The sequence below is a fragment of the Paenibacillus rhizolycopersici genome, assembly GCF_014947195.2.
GTDB lineage: Bacteria > Bacillota > Bacilli > Paenibacillales > Paenibacillaceae > Fontibacillus > Fontibacillus rhizolycopersici.
This window is the reverse complement of record NZ_JADCNN020000007.1, coordinates 1-17957: the sequence shown is the minus strand read 5'-3', so window position 1 is coordinate 17957 and position 17957 is coordinate 1. Positions and strand designations below refer to the sequence as shown.

10 protein-coding genes and 16 tRNA genes are annotated in these 17957 nt (G+C 53.9%); 1 reads left to right on the top strand and 25 read right to left on the bottom strand.

All coding sequences use genetic code 11. The features are described from left to right. Nucleotides 1-52: 52 nt before the first annotated feature. The 9 genes from IM700_RS09455 to IM700_RS09415 form a co-directional block, all read right to left on the bottom strand. Entirely contained in the window at nucleotides 53-253 is a 201-nt protein-coding gene (locus tag IM700_RS09455) for a LysR substrate-binding domain-containing protein (RefSeq protein WP_193417330.1), read from the bottom strand. Next, the gene (locus IM700_RS09450) at nucleotides 240-1082 is read right to left on the bottom strand and encodes an aldo/keto reductase (protein ID WP_193417329.1); all 843 of its coding nucleotides are present in this window, start codon (nucleotides 1080-1082) and stop codon (nucleotides 240-242) included. The genes IM700_RS09455 and IM700_RS09450 overlap by 14 nt, the downstream gene beginning before the upstream one ends. A 294-nt stretch (nucleotides 1083-1376) precedes the next feature. After that, complete coding sequence (locus IM700_RS09445; protein ID WP_193417328.1) at nucleotides 1377-3413, bottom strand: glutaminase family protein; 2037 nt, start codon at nucleotides 3411-3413, stop codon at nucleotides 1377-1379. Nucleotides 3414-3467: 54 nt separating this feature from the next. Further along, nucleotides 3468-5777 (bottom strand): hypothetical protein, encoded by a 2310-nt coding sequence (locus IM700_RS09440; protein WP_193417327.1) that lies wholly within the window; start codon nucleotides 5775-5777, stop codon nucleotides 3468-3470. A 54-nt stretch (nucleotides 5778-5831) separates the two neighbouring features. Continuing rightward, entirely contained in the window at nucleotides 5832-8864 is a 3033-nt protein-coding gene (locus tag IM700_RS09435; protein ID WP_193417326.1) for an alpha-mannosidase, read from the bottom strand. A gap of 24 nt (nucleotides 8865-8888) precedes the next feature. Further along, nucleotides 8889-10358: an extracellular solute-binding protein gene (locus IM700_RS09430; RefSeq protein ID WP_193417325.1), complete on the bottom strand. Its 1470-nt coding sequence runs from the start codon at nucleotides 10356-10358 to the stop codon at nucleotides 8889-8891. A 140-nt stretch (nucleotides 10359-10498) separates the two neighbouring features. Further along, nucleotides 10499-11422 (bottom strand): carbohydrate ABC transporter permease, encoded by a 924-nt coding sequence (locus tag IM700_RS09425; RefSeq protein WP_193417324.1) that lies wholly within the window; start codon nucleotides 11420-11422, stop codon nucleotides 10499-10501. Continuing rightward, nucleotides 11394-12392 (bottom strand): carbohydrate ABC transporter permease, encoded by a 999-nt coding sequence (locus tag IM700_RS09420; protein WP_193417323.1) that lies wholly within the window; start codon nucleotides 12390-12392, stop codon nucleotides 11394-11396. The genes IM700_RS09425 and IM700_RS09420 overlap by 29 nt, the downstream gene beginning before the upstream one ends. A gap of 194 nt (nucleotides 12393-12586) precedes the next feature. Then, nucleotides 12587-13840, bottom strand: a complete 1254-nt coding sequence (locus tag IM700_RS09415; RefSeq protein ID WP_193417322.1) for a GntR family transcriptional regulator — start codon at nucleotides 13838-13840, stop codon at nucleotides 12587-12589. 399 nt (nucleotides 13841-14239) lie between these two features. Between IM700_RS09415 and IM700_RS09410 the strand changes: the two genes are divergently transcribed. After that, on the top strand, nucleotides 14240-16189 hold the full coding sequence (locus tag IM700_RS09410) for a GxGYxYP domain-containing protein (protein WP_336244891.1): 1950 nt from the start codon (nucleotides 14240-14242) through the stop codon (nucleotides 16187-16189). 97 nt (nucleotides 16190-16286) lie between these two features. Here IM700_RS09410 and IM700_RS09405 read toward each other — a convergent pair. The 16 genes from IM700_RS09405 to IM700_RS09330 all read right to left on the bottom strand — a co-directional run bounded on the left by IM700_RS09405 (nucleotide 16287) and on the right by IM700_RS09330 (nucleotide 17840). Further along, nucleotides 16287-16366: transfer RNA gene (locus IM700_RS09405), tRNA-Leu, on the bottom strand. A gap of 21 nt (nucleotides 16367-16387) precedes the next feature. Further along, nucleotides 16388-16473: transfer RNA gene (locus tag IM700_RS09400), tRNA-Leu, on the bottom strand. 10 nt (nucleotides 16474-16483) lie between these two features. After that, a tRNA-Cys gene (locus IM700_RS09395) sits at nucleotides 16484-16557 on the bottom strand. Between the two features lie 11 nt (nucleotides 16558-16568). After that, a tRNA-Gly gene (locus IM700_RS09390) sits at nucleotides 16569-16643 on the bottom strand. Between the two features lie 5 nt (nucleotides 16644-16648). Continuing rightward, nucleotides 16649-16720 (bottom strand) — tRNA-Gln (locus IM700_RS09385). Nucleotides 16721-16743: 23 nt separating this feature from the next. After that, a tRNA-His gene (locus tag IM700_RS09380) sits at nucleotides 16744-16819 on the bottom strand. 32 nt (nucleotides 16820-16851) lie between these two features. Continuing rightward, nucleotides 16852-16925: transfer RNA gene (locus tag IM700_RS09375), tRNA-Trp, on the bottom strand. A 7-nt stretch (nucleotides 16926-16932) separates the two neighbouring features. Further along, nucleotides 16933-17018, bottom strand: a tRNA-Tyr gene (locus IM700_RS09370). A 3-nt stretch (nucleotides 17019-17021) separates the two neighbouring features. Beyond that, nucleotides 17022-17097 (bottom strand) — tRNA-Thr (locus IM700_RS09365). A gap of 19 nt (nucleotides 17098-17116) precedes the next feature. Further along, nucleotides 17117-17192 (bottom strand) — tRNA-Phe (locus tag IM700_RS09360). 17 nt (nucleotides 17193-17209) lie between these two features. After that, nucleotides 17210-17286 (bottom strand) — tRNA-Asp (locus IM700_RS09355). A 34-nt stretch (nucleotides 17287-17320) separates the two neighbouring features. Continuing rightward, nucleotides 17321-17394, bottom strand: a tRNA-Met gene (locus IM700_RS09350). Between the two features lie 19 nt (nucleotides 17395-17413). After that, nucleotides 17414-17489 (bottom strand) — tRNA-Val (locus IM700_RS09345). A gap of 83 nt (nucleotides 17490-17572) precedes the next feature. After that, nucleotides 17573-17644, bottom strand: a tRNA-Glu gene (locus IM700_RS09340). A 22-nt stretch (nucleotides 17645-17666) separates the two neighbouring features. Beyond that, nucleotides 17667-17758, bottom strand: a tRNA-Ser gene (locus IM700_RS09335). A gap of 6 nt (nucleotides 17759-17764) precedes the next feature. Further along, a tRNA-Asn gene (locus IM700_RS09330) sits at nucleotides 17765-17840 on the bottom strand. Nucleotides 17841-17957: the final 117 nt, after the last annotated feature.

The following is a 17957-nucleotide window of genomic DNA, read 5'->3' as shown; positions in this document are numbered from 1 at the left end:
GGTTATCTCTCTGCGGCTCGCTTTGTTTACGGATACATTTATTTCACGGGCGCTAACCGAAAACTTGACTCGACATATATTGATTGAATTTTCGAGCGGCGGCGGACAAGGTCTTCTCCTCCCGATAAACCAGACAAATCCGTCGTCGGTTCAAGTATCCGGGAAGTTCAAGTTGTCGAAGCTCACCGGTCAAGGTCTCCCGCGCGATGCTGCGCCGAGGTAAGACCGCGATGCCGATATTAAAACTCCTCATATACCGCCGGGTCTTGATTTCTTAGCCGTCCATCCGGACGGGTTAAGCCGGAGATCCGGTCCATTTCTCCTTCATCCAGCGCGAAGTCGAAGAGGAAGAGGTTCTCCAGTTGACGAGCGGCGGAAGCCGATTTCGGAATGGATACGGCCCCCAACTGATAATGCCAACGCAGAATAATTTGGGATACCGACTTCCCGTGGCGTTCGGCGATTTGCCGGAGCAACTCGTGATTCAACACCTCGTTGCCATGAGCCAGCGGGCTCCACGATTCCGTGATGATCCCGTGCTCTTCGTGGTACTTGCATTGCTCGGCCTGATTAAAGAACGGATGTAGCTCAATTTGGTTTACGCTTGGCGTCACGCCGGTTTCCTCCACCAGGCGGTCCAGGTGGTCGGGCAGGAAATTGCTGACTCCGATGGAGCGGATCAGCCCCCACTTTTTCGCATCGATCAAAGCTTGCCATGCTTCCACATAGTGGCCTTGAATCGGATTGGGCCAGTGGATCAAATACAAATCGTAGTAATCCAATTGAGCGCGGTACAACGATTCTTGAATTGCCTTCACCGCTTTATCGTACGTATGGTAGCGGCCGGGGAGCTTGGACGCGATGATAAGCTCTTCTCTCGGTACCGCAGAGCGCCTTACGGCTTCGCCGACGGTTCCTTCGTTCTCATAGTTATAAGCGGAATCCAGCAAGCGGTAGCCGGACCGGATCGCATTTACGATCGACTGCACGCCTTCGCTGCCGCGAAGCGTGTAGGTGCCTAAACCGACCACTGGCAGCTTTAAACCGTCATTTAACGTAATTTTCGGAATGATTTGCTCCATAGTATGAACACTCCTTTTGAAGATGTACTCTCAGGATATCATATCCGATGTATGCGAAAAAACGAACAGAAATCGCCGATACCGACGATTTCTGAGGAATGTGTATGAAATTTCGTACAGATTTCCCACCAAGCAGGCCCAAGAGAGCGATTCTATATGAAATATCGAATAGAATCCTCTTTTCACGGGAGTAACGACAATTTCTATTCGAAAAATCGAATAGAATCCGATGTCTGCCTAGCCTGGGCAACCCAGGATGGAACGATTTGATGATACTATACTGCACTTGCCGTGTTAGGCCCGGCTCGGCCCCAACCCGCGATCCTTAAGCAGCTTGATGTACAATCCGCCAACCACGGTCCGGTGCTGGAAGCCGATTTGCGCCGACGTCTTGGTATCGTACCAATCCGTAAACGGGACGCGGTCCCGCGTCTCATTCAGGAAAGTCCAGAGCGGCGATACGATCCGTTCAAAATCCTCGCGACCTTCCGCCAAAGTTCCGGCCCATACCAACCAATCGGCTTTCGTATAGGCCGCCCGATTGTCCAACGGTGTTCCATACCGTTCCTGCTTCTCTACATACCAGGCAACCTCGCGACGGATCATGTCTTCCCCGAACAAGTCGGTCCCGAAGATGCCGTCCCAAACGAGGTTATATTTCAGACTCCAGGTCCCCGGCTGGCCGAAGGCCAGCATCGTATGGCTGTCGGCGCTCGGATCGGCAGCAAGCCCTTCCCATTTGCGGGCCATATCCGAGGCCGCCCGGCGGTAACGTTCTGCCGTTTCTTCTTCGCCTAGCAGCCCGCACAACAAGCCGTAGCTGGCTACACCCATCACCGCTTTGGCCGACAGGTTGGCGTTGCGCGCCAAATGTCCGGCGAAATCGTCAGTGCACAGCTGATTCTCCGGATCAAGCCCATGCTCCGCCAAATAGTCGGCCCACTGAGCGAGCAACTCACGATGCTCCAGCACGAAGTCCGTGTTCCCATCTGCCAACGTGACTGCAGCAGCCATGACAAGCATGTTGCCGCATTCCTCGACCGGCATTTGCGCCTCCAGCGCATTCTCCCCATACACCTGGCCGTTAGCAAGCGGATATTGGCCAACGTCATGCGGCGCAAAGTCGAACGTCCAGTCGTCGCTGGCAGCGTATTTGAAGATCGGCCGCATCATGCCGCGAACCAGCTCGGGCTGGTACAGCAAGAACAGCGGGATCGACGGATAGCTCACATCCACCGTCGCAATACAGCCGTTGCTGAAGCATTCCTTCGACATGAACAACACTTGCCCCTCAGGATCAAGGACCAGTTTATGCGCCGCAATCGCCTGCCGGTAGGCTAGGGACAGGATATCGGCGTACTTCTCCCCGCCGGAACGGATCGCATCCTCGCGCAGCTTGACATCAAACGTATCGCAACGTGCCATCAGATCCGGGTAATCTCGGAACGCTTCATCCAATAGGTTCGTGATTGTCTTTCCGTCCTTTTTCCAATAAGCCTCCAGCGGCTGGCCAAAATACTCGATCGCATACACATCGTCGTAGGCGAGAACAATCAATTGGGACTTCTCGTCCGTTCCGGCCACCTCGCCGATCTCCCACACGGAGGCCATAACCAACTCGGCATCCCGAACCGGCTGAGGTTGAGCGAGCGGTGCCGCGCCTTCATTGGACCGAATTTCACCATCCCGGACGAACTGCTTCCGGATCTGCGCCTTGTCCAGATAGGTCCGAACATCCGGAGCTTGTTTGACGGCCAGCATGAAAGTCCCCCAATCGATGCGCTGGTCATCGCCCGAAACATAGAGCGCCTTCTGCTCGGAATGGCTGACCTGCAATACGGTTAGACCACCTTGCTCCTCTTGCTGCCAAGTGATCGCCTGATCGGTTTCGTTAACGCACCATTCCCCGGTTACGTCAACGTACAGACGCACCTGATGAGGCGACCCATCAAGAGAACGTACGCGGAAAGAAACATAGGAAGCCGGCCGCGACAACAGCTCCAGATCGTCCGGCAGCAGCGGACTGGTAAAGGTCACGTCCAGCCCGACCCCTCCCGCTTCAAACTGGTAGCGGGTGGAGAGCGGCGTGACTTCAAGACCGGTTTGGTTCATCGCCTCCGGCTCCGTATAATACCGCTCCGGATTGGACTCGACGCGCCCGGCAAACCGCCAGGCCACGCCGTCGATATGAATCAAGCCGGTAAACGCCTGACGGCGCCCGGTCCAGTGGCGAGTGAAATCGTCTGTCAGACGATCCGCCATCGACCAAACGCTGAAATAAGGATCGATGGTTACCAAAGGTACTGCCGGTGGACGCAATTTCGTATTCATAGGTTATCTGCCTCCCATGCGGATATCGAGATTCTGTCGTTGTTCCTTCGTTTCCTACTTCTTCACCGTGATGCGAGTTCCTTCGTCCCCATGCTCGTAATGGATGAGCAATGTACGCGACTTCGCATCCCATTCGAATTGCGGCGATACGGTAGACGCTGTTGCAAGACCATCACCCTGTCCAAGATCAAGCTCCTCTGCAGAAACGGCCGCAGGACTTGAATCGCAACGTATCCGCGCCACGGCTCGCAGCGGGCGAGGTCCCTTGGCCGTAAACGTCATGCCGCGCTCATCCTCGCGAAAATCTTCGATCCGGGAGGAGGCAGCGATCAGGCCGGATCCGGAACTAAGGCTACCCGGCCCGGTGTACGCCAAATCATAAAGTAAGGCTTGGCGGCCCGGCTCGACCGTGGCCCGTTCTTTGACGGGCAAATCGGCCTCAAGAAGGTCGACGAAGAGACCTTCAAGTTCAAGCGGCGTTTCGCTAATCGATTCCTTCATAACGGAGGCAATGACGTAAGGACCGCGGCGGAGATGGAAAAAGTTCGCCGGTTCCCAGCTGAGCGCGTCCGGCAAAGACGGCTCTCCCGAAGAGCCGCCAGAGACTTCGTGCTGCGTGGAGTGAGCCGTATCTGCCATTCCCTGCATGCTGCCCAACGCCTCCATCGCTTCCCTTACCGCAGTACGGAACCGCGTAGCCGCTTCTTCACTTTCCGCGATCCGGTCCGGCCGCATCGGCAAATAGCTGACCAGTCCAGCGCCAACCCTTGTGATCCCCTCCACATTTGCCTCGGCCTCACATGGTAACCCAAGCGATTCGAATAAGTGGGCCCGGGGCGAAACGTAATGTCGCCTTCCCTGATTCCACCATTCTCGGACTCCATGATACGGATCGCTATCATCCCCGACGTAAAGGAGTGCGCCGCCTTCCCGCACCCATTGGGCCAATACCCCATGCAAATCCGGAGATTCCGGCTTCATAAACTCATAGCTTAATACCAGCACGCGGTAGTCGTCCAAATATCCGGGAAACCGCCGAACGTTATCGAGCTGCACCGGTCGGACCGGCAGCCCATGTTTGACAAGCGGCAACGTCAGCCCGTAAAAAGCCGAGAAATTGAGCAGCTCCACCGCGGATTCTTCCGTTAACTTCACTTCGTTGGTCCCGTCGTATTTCATCATGAAACCAGACGATTCCGTTCCGATGCGTTTTCGCTGGAACATAGCCGAGTCAGCCAGGAGCACGCCGGTGACGGCGGCATTACCAAACACCCGAACCTCCTCCTGTTCCATGTTCCCCAGTGTATGCATCACGTTCAGCAGGATCGTCGCGTAATCGGCCGGAATCCCCTCATTGCCTTTACCATCGGCGGACGGATAACTCCCCTTAAATATCCGCCGAGGCCAAGGTGCCACCTCATAGCGGGAAACGGCCGGATGCAACAGCGAGGCGATCAATGTCTTGACGTAGTTCTCGCGGTAATCCGCCCAGGTTCGCGTCGGATCGTCCTCAATCGGATCATGCAGGAACCACATGCGACGATGCGTCCCGCGCACCAATTCCTGCATAATTCCGTATTCCAGGAACGCGGTCTCGAATGTCCGCTCCGCGCGGTTCCCTTCGTATACATTGGCCGTCCGCGAAGTCCCCGTCCAAATCTGAGCGATGTAGCCGTCGATCGTCGGCACGTCGAGCAGCCGCGATTCCGGGCTGACGATCCGCCACTGGGTGTAGTTAATCAAGCTGTGCGTCGGCACAAAAAAACGCAGCGGCCGGTTATACCGGACCAACGAATACTCCTTTAGCGCCGAGCAGATACGATCCAGGCATCGCGTGTACAGATAAGCCTTCAGCTTGGAGGCACGATATTGCGCATCCTCCGAGGAATGGGGCGGTTGCCAGGGTTCGTTGTAATAATTTTGCCATTCGCGTTGGAACGCCTCGGAGTAACCGCCTTCTACCCAAAATTCCGGCTCCTCCAAATGGATGGCTTCCACACCGGCGTCAACAGCCGGTCGAATCCGTTCCACGAGAAAGTCGGCATAGCTGATCGTTGGCACCATGTAAGGAATATCTACCGAAGTTCCGTGGATAATCATCTCGCCGTCCTGATATTTCTGGGCTTCATCCCAATGGGGGCGACCGTCCGTCTTGCCGTTCAGGTAGTCTTGGTAACCTCCCCAGGACACCCCGGTCATCAGATGTACCCGATACCCCCGCGCCGCCCACTCTCGGATACGCTGGGGCATCGTTTCCCCTATGCCATACACCATCACGAAATCCGCCTGCAGGTCATACGAAGCACCATAACTGCTGCCTTCCTGGAACCCGGTCCGTTCCTCTGCCCGTGCTCTTCCCGTCACGCCATGCCCCTCCTTCGCAACTTAGAAGTTCGTTAGAAGCCTCCTACTCTATGGTTACGCCAACTGAACGCGAATCGTCTTAATCTCAAACGGTGTAAACGGTAAGCGAATTTGATTTGTATCTTCTGCCAATAGCGAAATGGGCTCCTCGAGCAGGTTCGTCTCTTCAATGGTTCGGCAAGTCATCCCGAAGCTCAGCCCACCATTTGCCCCGGCTCCCGCCGTTTCGTACAACCGGAAGATGAGATGATCGCTGTCCTCGGCCTTCTTGACGGCTTCCACCATCACGTTCGGATGGTCGATCGAAATGAGCGGCATCGGCCGCGATGCATGGATATCAGCAGCCCGGCTGCCATCCACCGTCACCGAGATCGCTTCCGCCGGAGTGAGCGGAATATTCAACTCATACCCTTTGCGATATACGCCTGCTTGGATGAAATCGCCCGCATGTGGATACAAAGCGTACGTGAAGCGGTGCTCCGCCCGATCGGCTTGCGGGTCCGGGTAGCCTGGACTGCGCAGCAGGTTCAGGTCCAAGACGCCGCCTTCCGCGCGATGCCCGTATTTGCTGTCGTTCAGCAGCGCTACGCCGTAATCCGGCTGCGACAGATCCAGATAGTGATGGGCGCAGATTTCGTCGCGGGCAAACTCGATCGCGTTGTTCCGCGTCGTTGGCCGTTTCAAGACCCCAAATTGGATTTCACAGTTTACCTGATCGCTAACCACCGCCACTGGAAAAGCAACCCGCAGCATTTTCCCGTGTTCTTGCCAATCCGCCTCCGTGTCAAATCGCAGCAGATCATCGCCTTGAAGCAGGCGGATCGTTTGTTTTAACGTTGATTCTCCAAAGCGGTATACCTGTTCAATGATCGCTTGCGGCCCAGAGACGTAAGCACGACGGCTTTCCAGCGTCATCGTCCCGGCGATGGTCTCGCGGTAGTCGCGCGGGAAGTCCCAGGCATCGCCATCGTCATGGTAGACCGTAAAGAGGTTTGCTTCCGTACCCGGCTGAACCGCTTCCCGCCCGGCAGCTTTGTCGTATAACGACACGATGCTGCCGTTCTCGGCGAAACGAACCTCAAGGCGCTCGTTCTCCAGACGGAGCTCCTCGGCAATCAGCCCCGTTGCCGGCGCTTCCGCAGCAGCCTGCTTCAACTCACGCCAGCCCATCGCCGGCACTTGTACATACTGCCAGCTGCCGCCGATCTCTATCCACTCCCGCCGCTCCCACGGCAAGGAATTGAACAGGACGGTCCCGCCGGCAGCAACGCCGGATCGGCTAGCCGCGCGCCCATAGGCTTCCGCAGTCATCGCCCGGACTTCGCCCAGCAATTTGGCGTAGCGCTCTAGCGACTCGTCGTACACGCGCGTGATCGACGAACCCGGCAAGATATCATGGAATTGGTATAACAGCATTTCCTTCCAAATCTCCTCCAGCCGAGCGGTCGGGTACGCCCCCGGGCTTTCGCCAAGCACGAGCTGCAGCGAAGCGGCAAATTCCAGCTCGCGCAGCGCTTTTTCCAGTTTGCGGTTATACCACTTGTTGCGCGCCTGCGTCGTCAAAGTCCCCTGATGCTTCTCGAGATACAGTTCGCCCCGGTAAGTTTGGAAACGGGAAGCTTCCTGCTCCAATCGCTCAAAAAATGCAAGCGAGGGCTCTTGGACGACCGGCGGAAGTCCCAGTAAGTTATGCTCGCGTTCAAGCCGCTCCAGATGCTCCTCCCCAGGTCCGCCGCCACCGTCGCCGATTCCGAACAACATCAAGGCGTGTTCCGAGACGTTCCGGTCTAAGTAAGATTGCTCAATTTTGGCCAGCGACCGCGGGGCCGCCGGGCTGTTGTAAGTATCCTCTGGCGGGAGATGCGTCAGCACCTTCGTCCCGTCGATGCCTTCCCAGAAGAAGCTGTGATGCGGATGGGTGTTGTAGGTGCTCCAAGAGAGCTTCTGCGTCATCATGTAGTCGACGCCGGATTTCTTGAGCAGCTGCGGCAGACTGCCCGTATAACCGAAGACGTCCGGCAGCCACAACACCCTCATGTCCTTGCCGAACTCCTCCCGGAAGAACCGTTTGCCGTACAGGATCTGACGCACCAGCGCCTCGCCGCCGGAAATGTTCGCATCCGGCTCGACCCACATCGCGCCTTGCGCCTCCCAGCGGCCCTCGCGGATTCGCTCCTTCACTTCCGCGTAAAGCTGCGGATAATACTCTTTCATCCATTGGTACAGCTGCGGCTGGCTTGCGCCAAACACATAACTCGGATACTTCTCCATGTTGCGCAGCACGGTCGAAAAGGTCCGTGCCCCTTTGCGAATCGTCTCGCGGATCGGCCAGAGCCAAGCCAAATCGATATGCGCATGGCCGATGGCGCTGACCGTCAGCACGGGATCGCCGCCTTTTTTCACCAGTTCGCGGGCCAATCGTTCCTTCGCCGAATGCACCGTCTTCTCATTGATCTCCGCCAGAAGATGTGCCGCCTCGTAGACGGACTGCAGCACTTGGGCTTTCCTTGCGCTGGAATCCGGCAGTTGTTCGACCAGCTCGATCAGTACCTCCAGATCGTAAGCCAATTGTCGGGCTTCCTCGTGGCAAACGGCAATTACCGCTTCCTTCAGCGTCCCGCTGCGATAATGGCCGAACAGGTCATTGCAGCCGCCATCTCCCCAGAGGTCAATGGCCTCCTCGCCCCGGGCGGCGGCACTTACGTCCACCACCCGTTTGCCAGGCCGCCCCAGGCTGTAGTCGAACTCGGAACTCACGTTGGTTAAGCCTTGGCGCGGGGTTCCGGCTTCGTCCACGAGGCATAGCTCGCCGTTAATGTCGATCAATAGAACGATTTTTTGGCCTACGGCCGTTTTCGGAACGGTACCCTGAAAATGAAACCAGGCGCAATCCCACAACTCTCCCCATTTATCTCCGGGTTGAAGCCGGACGTGTCGGCCGCTCATCCGCTCGGCAAAAGGAACCGGCTCTTTCGTCACCCAAGCTTCAACCTCAAGCCCGGCGATCGGGCGATAGACGTACTCTTGTAATTTGGCAAGCCTTTGCTTCGCCTTTTGGGTCATGATGTGATTTGATTCATAAGGCATGCTGCATCACTCTTTCAATGTAATTTACTTCGTAATGGCCTCCGCCTTCTTCTGCGCCTCGTCCATGATGGTTTGGACATCCCCTTTGGTCATCAACGCTTTGGTGACGGCTTCGCCGAAGATCTGCCAGATCTTCGAATCTTCTTTGGCAAACGTCGGCAGCCCTTGCACGTTACCGGACATCGCCAGATAATGCTGATACATTTCCGGATAACCAGCTTTGTAGGCATCGGTTTCGGCGATCGACTTCAAGACCGGCGAACGGACGCCGGTATCGGCAATCAGTTGCTGGATTTCTTCGCTGTACATCGCGCGAATGTACTCAAATGCGGCTTCCTTGTTTTTGGCATCCTTCGGCACGGCATGGAACGCAGCGCCGATCGTGATATTACCGGCTTGACCGTCTGGGGACAGCGGAATTTGCGACATGCCGTATTCGATGCCGATTTGCGAGCTTTCGATCGCCCGCCACGGTCCGTCGATCAGATAAGCGATTTGTCCTTTTTTGAACGCATCGAAATAGGTTCCTTCATTCGTGTTTGCCATCAATCCCGCAGGATGGTTTGCGTTAAGCTCTTTCAGGAACTTCACCGTTTCCACGTTGGCGTCAGAGTTGAACACAGGCTGGCCTTGATCATCGGCGAATCCTCCGCCATTTATCACTAGTAGTGTACCATACCGTAAATATCCCCCGGCGTTTGGACCGGCGTATACCCCGCCGCCATAGAATTTGCCCTTGCCGGCTTCGGTTACCTTTTGCACATTGGCCAATAATTCGTCCCATGTTGCCGGTGCTTTATCCGGATCCAAGCCCGCTTGCTTCACCAAATCCTTGTTCCAGAACAAGCTGCTTACGCCAGGCTGCGAGGCAAAGCCATAAATCTTACCATCATACTCCATCGGCTTCCAGGCAGCAGGCGCGACATTGTCGCGAATTTCCTGCGCCATTTCATCCGGGAACGGCTCAAGCAAGCCCTGTTGGGCAAACCCAGGCATTTGCGTTTCCCCAACGATGATGTCCGGCATGTTCTTGGCCAGGAATCCCGCTGTTTGCTTCTGGATCAGCGGCTCGCCCCAACCCCAGTCCTCAGTTTTAACCGTAATGTTTTTGCTTTGCATTTTCTCGTTTATAAACGATTGATAATAGTACGGGAAGAGGCCGGCTTTTTGCAACCGCTGACCGGGAGTATAGTTGTAATCCTCTTCTAATATCCGCGGGTTCAGCGTCTCGTCGGCAATGGTCTTTTGCTTATTCTTCTCCAGCAGGTCAGCGAGCACCCCTACCCCTACCCCAACGGCCCCTTCGTTCAGCACCGTAATGGTGGCGCCTCCCTCCGATGACTTGCCGTCATTGCCGGATGGCTGGTTCTGGTTGGTTCCCGGTTCGTTCGCGGCCTTGTTGCCGCCTGTATTGCCTCCCCCGGAACCGCAAGCCGCTAACAAGGTGATGATTAACAGCGATAGGAACATGACGTGCATTTTTTTCCACAACATACTTGAACCCCTCCAAATTTTATTTTATTCATTGTGAGTATCCAGTAAGTCAAGTTTCAACTCGGGTGTTTATCCATTCGATCCGTAACGGACCGTAATGACCTTATTTGGTCTTTCTCAAAGCGTGTTGACGGTTACCCTTACCCTTTGATGCCCGTATTGGCTAAGCCCTGCACGATGTACTTCTGGAAGAAGGCAAAGATCAGCAGTGCCGGAACCGTAATGCCCAAGCTTAAAGTAATGATCATCGGGTAGTTGATCACCGCACCCGGGCTAGCTCCAACGGAGGATATCCGTGTGATCGCCGCCGGAAGCGTTTGCAAACCATCGCTGGTCGTATAGAAGAACGGGGTAATAAAGTCATTCCACGTTCCGAGCGCCGTTGTGATCGCGATAAACGCCATGATCGGCAGCTGCAGCGGGAACAGGATCTGGAAGATCAACCGGAACGTCCCGGCCCCATCTACGATAGCGGCTTCGTCAATTTCCAGCGGCACCTTTTCCAGCGACTGCTTCACCAGAAACGTTCCCATGATGTTGATGCTGGGTCCGCCGATGAAGTAAACCCACCAAGAGTTCAGAATCCCGGTCCCCCCGGTGAATACATCGTTCCCTCCGGCGAACGGAAACCGAGCAAATTCAAGGTAGGTCGGAATGATGGCCAGTGTACCGGGAATCATTTGCGTGGCCAGCAAGATCAGAAAGATCGCGTCCCGTCCCTTGAACCGAAGTCGTGCGAATACGTATCCGGCCAGGAACGAGGTCAAAATCGCCCAAAACGTATTGTATACCGTACGAATAAGCGAGTTTTTCATATAGGTGGCTACGGCCGCGTCTGTGGATCCGGCGATCAGCGCTTTAAAGTTCTCCAGCGTCGGTGCTTTCGGAATCGGGAAAATGCCTAACACGGTCGAGGAGAATTCCGTCTTGGTAAAAAAGCCGGCAAGCACCATAAAAATGAGCGGATACAGCAGGATGATCCCGACACCAAGCAGGATGAGATGGCCCAGCAAATAAACGGGCTTAAACTGCTTGCTAACCTTGGCGTTTAGTGGACCGGGCATGCGGGAGCGCCTCCTTTCCTGCGGATTTGACGGGCTTCAGCGGGATGGTCGTCCGTCGGTCGGATTTCGTTGACCAGTTGTAGTACAGCACAGTAACGACGATAACGATCAGAGCCATGATCAACGAAGAGGCGCCAGCCATTCCCAAGTTGAAGTCCCAGAAGCCGTCCCGATAAATGCGGAACACCAGTACTTCGGTTTGCCCATATGGCCCGCCGTTGGTAATAAACAGCACCTGCTCGTAAATCTGGATCGCTCCGATCAAGTTCGTAATGACGATATACGTCGCGATCGGCTTAAGCCCTGGCAGCGTTACGTACCGCAGCTTATTCCATCGTCCCGCACCGTCGATTTCCGCCGCCTCGTATAAGGACAAATCCACAGATTGCAAACCGGCCAGCCAGATTAATGCCGCCCCGCCTACCCCTTTCCAGACGGAGTAAACCACGATCCAGAAAATGCCCCATCCGACAGAGTACTGCCAGACGATGGGTTCCTTGCCCATGGCTTTTAAAATGTTGTTAATGACCCCATTGTTTGAATCCAGAAAAATGTTGAAGACCTGCGTGGTCGCAACTGTTGCTGTGATGGCGGGGATATACCAGATCGAACGGTAAAATCCCTTGCCGAACAACGGCATATTCATCAGCAGTGCGGCAAAGAACCCTGCCCCAAGCGTAATGACTGTCACCAGTCCGCCCAACCAAATCGATCTCCACAAGGCATCCGTATACACCGGATTATTGAAGAAGCTGACAAAGTTATCGAACCAGATAAAATTAGGCGTATCCGCCAACCCCACCCATTCAAAGAAACCTAATACGAACCCGAATAAAGTGGGGAAACCCGAAACCACAAGCCATACCAAGAACATCGGCACTAGGATAACGGCGGCAATCAAAGCATCCTTATGTCTCCCTAACCTGCGCTGCAGCGGTATTTTCCGCTCCCGTAATCCCGCATTTTCCATCGTCCAAGCAACCCTCCTTACTGTGAAGTGCACTGATTAAGCATCGGTTGTTAGTTGTTTATCTATTTGTATTATTAACTATATTTCACTATGTCATTTATGTCAAGATATTAGATATATCATTTATCGCTAATTTTTCGCAAAAAAAGACACCTGCTTGTTAGCAAGCAGATGTCCTGTCAATCGTTCCTTTTTTACGTTGTCCGTTTCCGGAGCGGTCCGGTCGATTGGCTTTCGATTAATTTCGGCTCTAGGATCACTTTCGTGTATCCCGAATCCTTGGCATCAGGCTTCTGGAAAATGTCCAGTAGAATACGGGCTGCCGCCTCCCCCATTTCAATCTCGGATTGTGAGATATGTGAGAAGTACCCCCATTCATGCAGCCCCGGCGAGGGATCGTCAAATGTGAGGATCGAGACGTCTTCCGGCACCTTGAGTCCCAGTTCCTTGCAAATCGAGTAGATGTGCAGGCCAAGCCGCCCGTTTAGCGTAATATAGGCGGTGGCTATCTGGTTCTTGATGAACCGGTACAACGGGTGTTTCTTGTCGATCTCGCGATAATCCACATTGAAATCGGTTAGGATCAGCGCCGGATTAATCATCGCTTCCTTCTGTTTGAGCGCCTCCATATACCCGTTAATCCGCTCCTCCACCGTGATCGTGGGCAGTGGCGAATCGGAGCAGATGGCGATATCCCGATGCCCTAAGCCCCACAAATAATCGATAGCAAGCTGTCCACCGATTAACCCGTCGCTGCGCGACAAATTCGTGGCCACGCCAGGCAAATAACGATCAATCAAAACGAATGGGTAGCCCCGCATCTTGAGGGACAAGATTTCCTCGTTGTATGTCTCCGCGTCGCAAGGGAAAATAATGAGCCCGGCCGCCCCTTTACGAATCAAGTCGTTGATCGCTTCCTTCTCTCGATCGATGGAATTGTACGTCAACACAATCTGCAGGCTGTAGGGACTGTCGGCAATGATGTTATTAATCCCCTGTAGCAGCCGAATGGCAAAATAGTCGACCAGCATCGGCATGACCAGCCCGATCGTCTTTCGACCCGTAGCCTGGATCCCAGCTTCGCTTCCTCCCTGTTGAGCATCGGTTAAAGCACCGCCAAATGAAGTAACGTTATGCGTCAACGCCCCAAAGTTTCCATCAAGTACCGTCCAAGGCCCGCCGTCCGGTGCCGCCGAACCTTGGTGGCGTTGGAGCAGCTCGCTGATCCCTTCGCTCACGAAACTGCCCCTGCCGGGGATCCGGTAGATCCAACCGTCCTTCGCCAACTGCATCAGCGCATTGGCTACCGTAATCCGGCTGACGTCAAACTGCTCCATCAATTCCTTCTCCGATGGGATCTTATCGTTCTCTCGTAGCACGCCCTGCAAGATCATATCTTTGAAGTGCTGTTGAATCTGCATATATAACGGTTTACGTTCGTTTTGCATAAGACTTCTCCTATCTTCTTACTCTCCATATATTCACATTATATCATTTATAGCATTTCGTCAATCCATTAAATGTCGTACTCTTGCTTGACAATCACTATTGGATATATTAAACATATTATACAGGTGCTATCGTTAACTTTTGCACAATCGGCCGATAAAGGGGGGAATTCGAGGATCCGGCTTTCAAGAGGAACCTGAACGAACGATGGCCCTAAATATGAGGATACGAGGTGAACGCATTTGTTTCGCAAAATAACGATGACTTGTTTCGTTTTATTCTGCACAATGTCCCTAACCCTTGGCACCACCTCAGCAACGGCTCAATCCTCAACGGAGACTGCATCCAAGAACACGATTAGCTGGCCTAAATCGCAAGCGCTTCCAAGCTTTGGGAAGGTGAAACGGCTTGATGTAGTCGATGTGGTAAAATCCCCTGGCGATATCAAGATCTTGCTGGCAACACTGCAAGGTGTCATCAACCGTTCCGAACCCCGCATCTACTTGCTGGAAAACGAAGAAGAGGGCAAGTTAACCTGGCTGAACGATCTCAAGGTTCCATATCAGCTGAACGATGAAGCATTGGATCTCGTGAAGAAATACAAAAATGAAGTGAAAGGCATCATCATCTACGATCCGGAGGTTCCGGACTCGATTAACGTCGCGACGACCTTAGCCGGACTCAAAAACGCCGTTGTCGCGAGCCCTGAATTAGCTCAACAACTCAAGGTCTCTCCCTATCGCCTGAAGGTACTTGACGATCTGCGCGGCCGGTTCCAGGACCGCATGGACGCCTATACCTGGCAATACGAGCATCTGTGGAAACAAACGACGCACCGCATGCTTGTCGGTCTCAGTCCAAACGTCTCCGTAAAACTCCCTCCGGGACTCCCTGAATCATTTGAGGTGATTGCGGAGGAAACCGAACAAATTCGCGATGCCAGTAACAAAGACACTTACGATCTGGACCTGACTCCGTTTATGGGCGGGGATGCCGTCTATTTGCGTTTTGACGATGCATTTACGCAGGACGGCTGGGGTTCTGCCGTGCATGAAATCGTGATCCAGGCCGACGGACAAACGATCGCCCAGTTTATTCCGGGAACACCGGAGGAGGAACCGTTCCTTTACGATCGGCAGGACTCCCAGGTTTCAGCCGGAGATGGTGGACATCGTTTCGCCGATAACGGACGATACTTCGTTTATCGCTTTGTTCCGCCTGCAGGCACCCAGGAGCTAACGACCTCCGTCAACATGTGGAACCAGTACAAAGTTTCTGCCGGCAGCATTCAACCCCCTTCCTCCGAGCAGAAAGAACCGTACGGTTATCTCCGTGATTATGCGGTCGCCAACAAAGCCATGGTGTTCTGGCTGGAAGTGAATGATCCGGAGCAAAGAGCTTTGTTCGAGAAAATCATGGCTGACGTCGAGCCGGGTACGCCTTACCTCGGATGGTTCAGCAACGACGTAGCAGGTGAGTTCAGCTCCGTGGAAGTCACCTCCAACCATGGCGTCTACGTCTTGGCTGCCGACTGGTTTAGCAACTTGACCGTTTTCTCCGGTACCCAAGCGAAGCAGGTCAAGACCAAAGCACCCGCTGCGCCTCCATTAGAGAACAAAATCTATGTCACGTACACTTTCAGCGAAGGCGATAACTTCCAATATAATCAGCATCGCATGCGGATTTTGTGGGATGACCCTGCCCGCGGTCAGGTGCCGATCAACTGGACGTCCAGCCCGCTGTTGTACGATGCCGCACCGGCCATGCTTAATTATTTCCGGCAGACGGCAACTGCTAACGATCTGATTATCGCCGGACCGTCCGGCGCCGGTTATTTCTACCCTGAGGCTTGGCCAGAAGCCTCATTTGCGGACTATCTCAAGAAATCTTATAAATACTTGCAAAAGAGTGGAATGAATCTCACGTATGTACTGAATCGAATCGACGGGGAAAATGTACCGCTTGGCTCAGCTTATGCGGAAGCTTATGAGCGTTATTACAAAGCGCCTGGACTGTTCCTCAGCTGGGAGGACCGCCACGGGGTGGAGATCGTAAATGATTCTCTGCCGGTATCAACGATTCAGGGCATCAGTACCGTTCAGGACGGTTTGCGCATCCTCGAGGAAGCCAAAGCCAACTGGGATGGTCAATCCCCCTTGTTCGTCTCATTGGGCTTGCTAGCATGGAGCTTGACGCCGTCAGATGTTACCACGATGAGCGAAGCACTTGGATCGGAGTTTGAAGTCGTACGTGGCGATCATTACTTCTCTCTTATCCGTGAGGCCAACGGATTATCTGTGAAGCCACATTCTTTAGATACTAACGAGGATCTTCAGGAAAACCAGTAACGCAACGCTTTTACCAAACTTCATTGAATCGACCTAATAAATAAAAATAAAAGGCCTCAAGGACGTTCGTCCTTGAGGCCTTTTATTGTAATAGTGATGCCGGTGAAGGGACTCGAACCCCCACGGTTTCCCTCACGATTTTGAGTCGCGCGCGTCTGCCAATTCCGCCACACCGGCATATATAAAATTGTTCAAAAGTGCGGAAGACCAGACTTGAACTGGTACGGTAGTCACCTACCGCAGGATTTTAAGTCCTGTGCGTCTGCCGATTCCGCCACTCCCGCGAAACATGAATGGAGGCGCCACCCAGACTCGAACTGGGGATAAAGCTTTTGCAGAGCTGTGCCTTACCACTTGGCTATGGCGCCAAATATAAAAATGGAGCGGACGACGGGAATCGAACCCGCGACCCTCGCCTTGGCAAGGCGATGCTCTACCGCTGAGCCACGTCCGCTTATACTGGGGATATAGGATTCGAACCTATGCATGACGGAGTCAAAGTCCGTTGCCTTACCGCTTGGCTAATCCCCACTATATTTGATTGTTAAAGTAAATGGGGCGATCGATGGGACTTGAACCCACGAATGCCGGAGCCACAATCCGGTGCGTTAACCCCTTCGCCACGACCGCCATAATATGAAATTCACTACTTCTAAAAAATGTGGCAGGGGCAGCAGGAATTGAACCCACACCAAAGGTTTTGGAGACCTTTGTTCTACCTTTAAACTATGCCCCTATAAAACTGGTGGAGGCTGATGGATTCGAACCACCGAACTCGTCAGAGAACAGATTTACAGTCTGCTGCGTTTGGCCACTTCGCTAAGCCTCCACGTGGTGCCGGCGAGAGGACTTGAACCCCCAACCTACTGATTACAAGTCAGTTGCTCTACCAGTTGAGCTACACCGGCTCTTCAACGAAAAGTTGAATGGTGGCTCGGGACGGAATCGAACCGCCGACACGAGGATTTTCAGTCCTCTGCTCTACCGACTGAGCTACCGAGCCTTACATATAAAGTTAAATGGCGGAGCCGACGGGATTCGAACCCGCGGTCTCCTGCGTGACAGGCAGGCATGTTAGGCCTCTACACCACGGCTCCACACTTGGATGATGCCATCCTCTTGCGAGGATAATTGCGGGGGCAGGATTTGAACCTGCGGCCTTCGGGTTATGAGCCCGACGAGCTACCGGGCTGCTCCACCCCGCGTCAGTAATAAGATGTTATATGGTGGAGGCTGAGGGGATCGAACCCCCGACCCTCTGCTTGTAAGGCAGATGCTCTCCCAGCTGAGCTAAGCCTCCATGGGAAAAGACAAGTTTTATTGTACCAGATAACTCCACTATAAATCAAGTGAATCAATGAAGTAGCTGTCAAAGGAATAAAATGACCCGTAGGGGATTCGAACCCCTGTTACCTCCGTGAAAGGGAGGTGTCTTAACCCCTTGACCAACGGGCCATGCAGTAGAGCTGAAAGATTATGGCGGAGAGAGAGGGATTCGAACCCTCGAGACGCTTGTGACGCCTACACGATTTCCAATCGTGCTCCTTCGGCCAACTCGGACACCTCTCCATATAGTGGCTCCCCGAACAGGACTCGAACCTGTGACAACTCGATTAACAGTCGAGTGCTCTACCAACTGAGCTATCAGGGAACATTATGAACTTATCAAGGTTTAATCCTTGAAAACTGGATACGAAACGAATTTGCGTGTTAGTCTCCTCAAGTGCTCGGGTCGGCTTGTTCAGCCTGACGCCACTTTTCGGAGTTG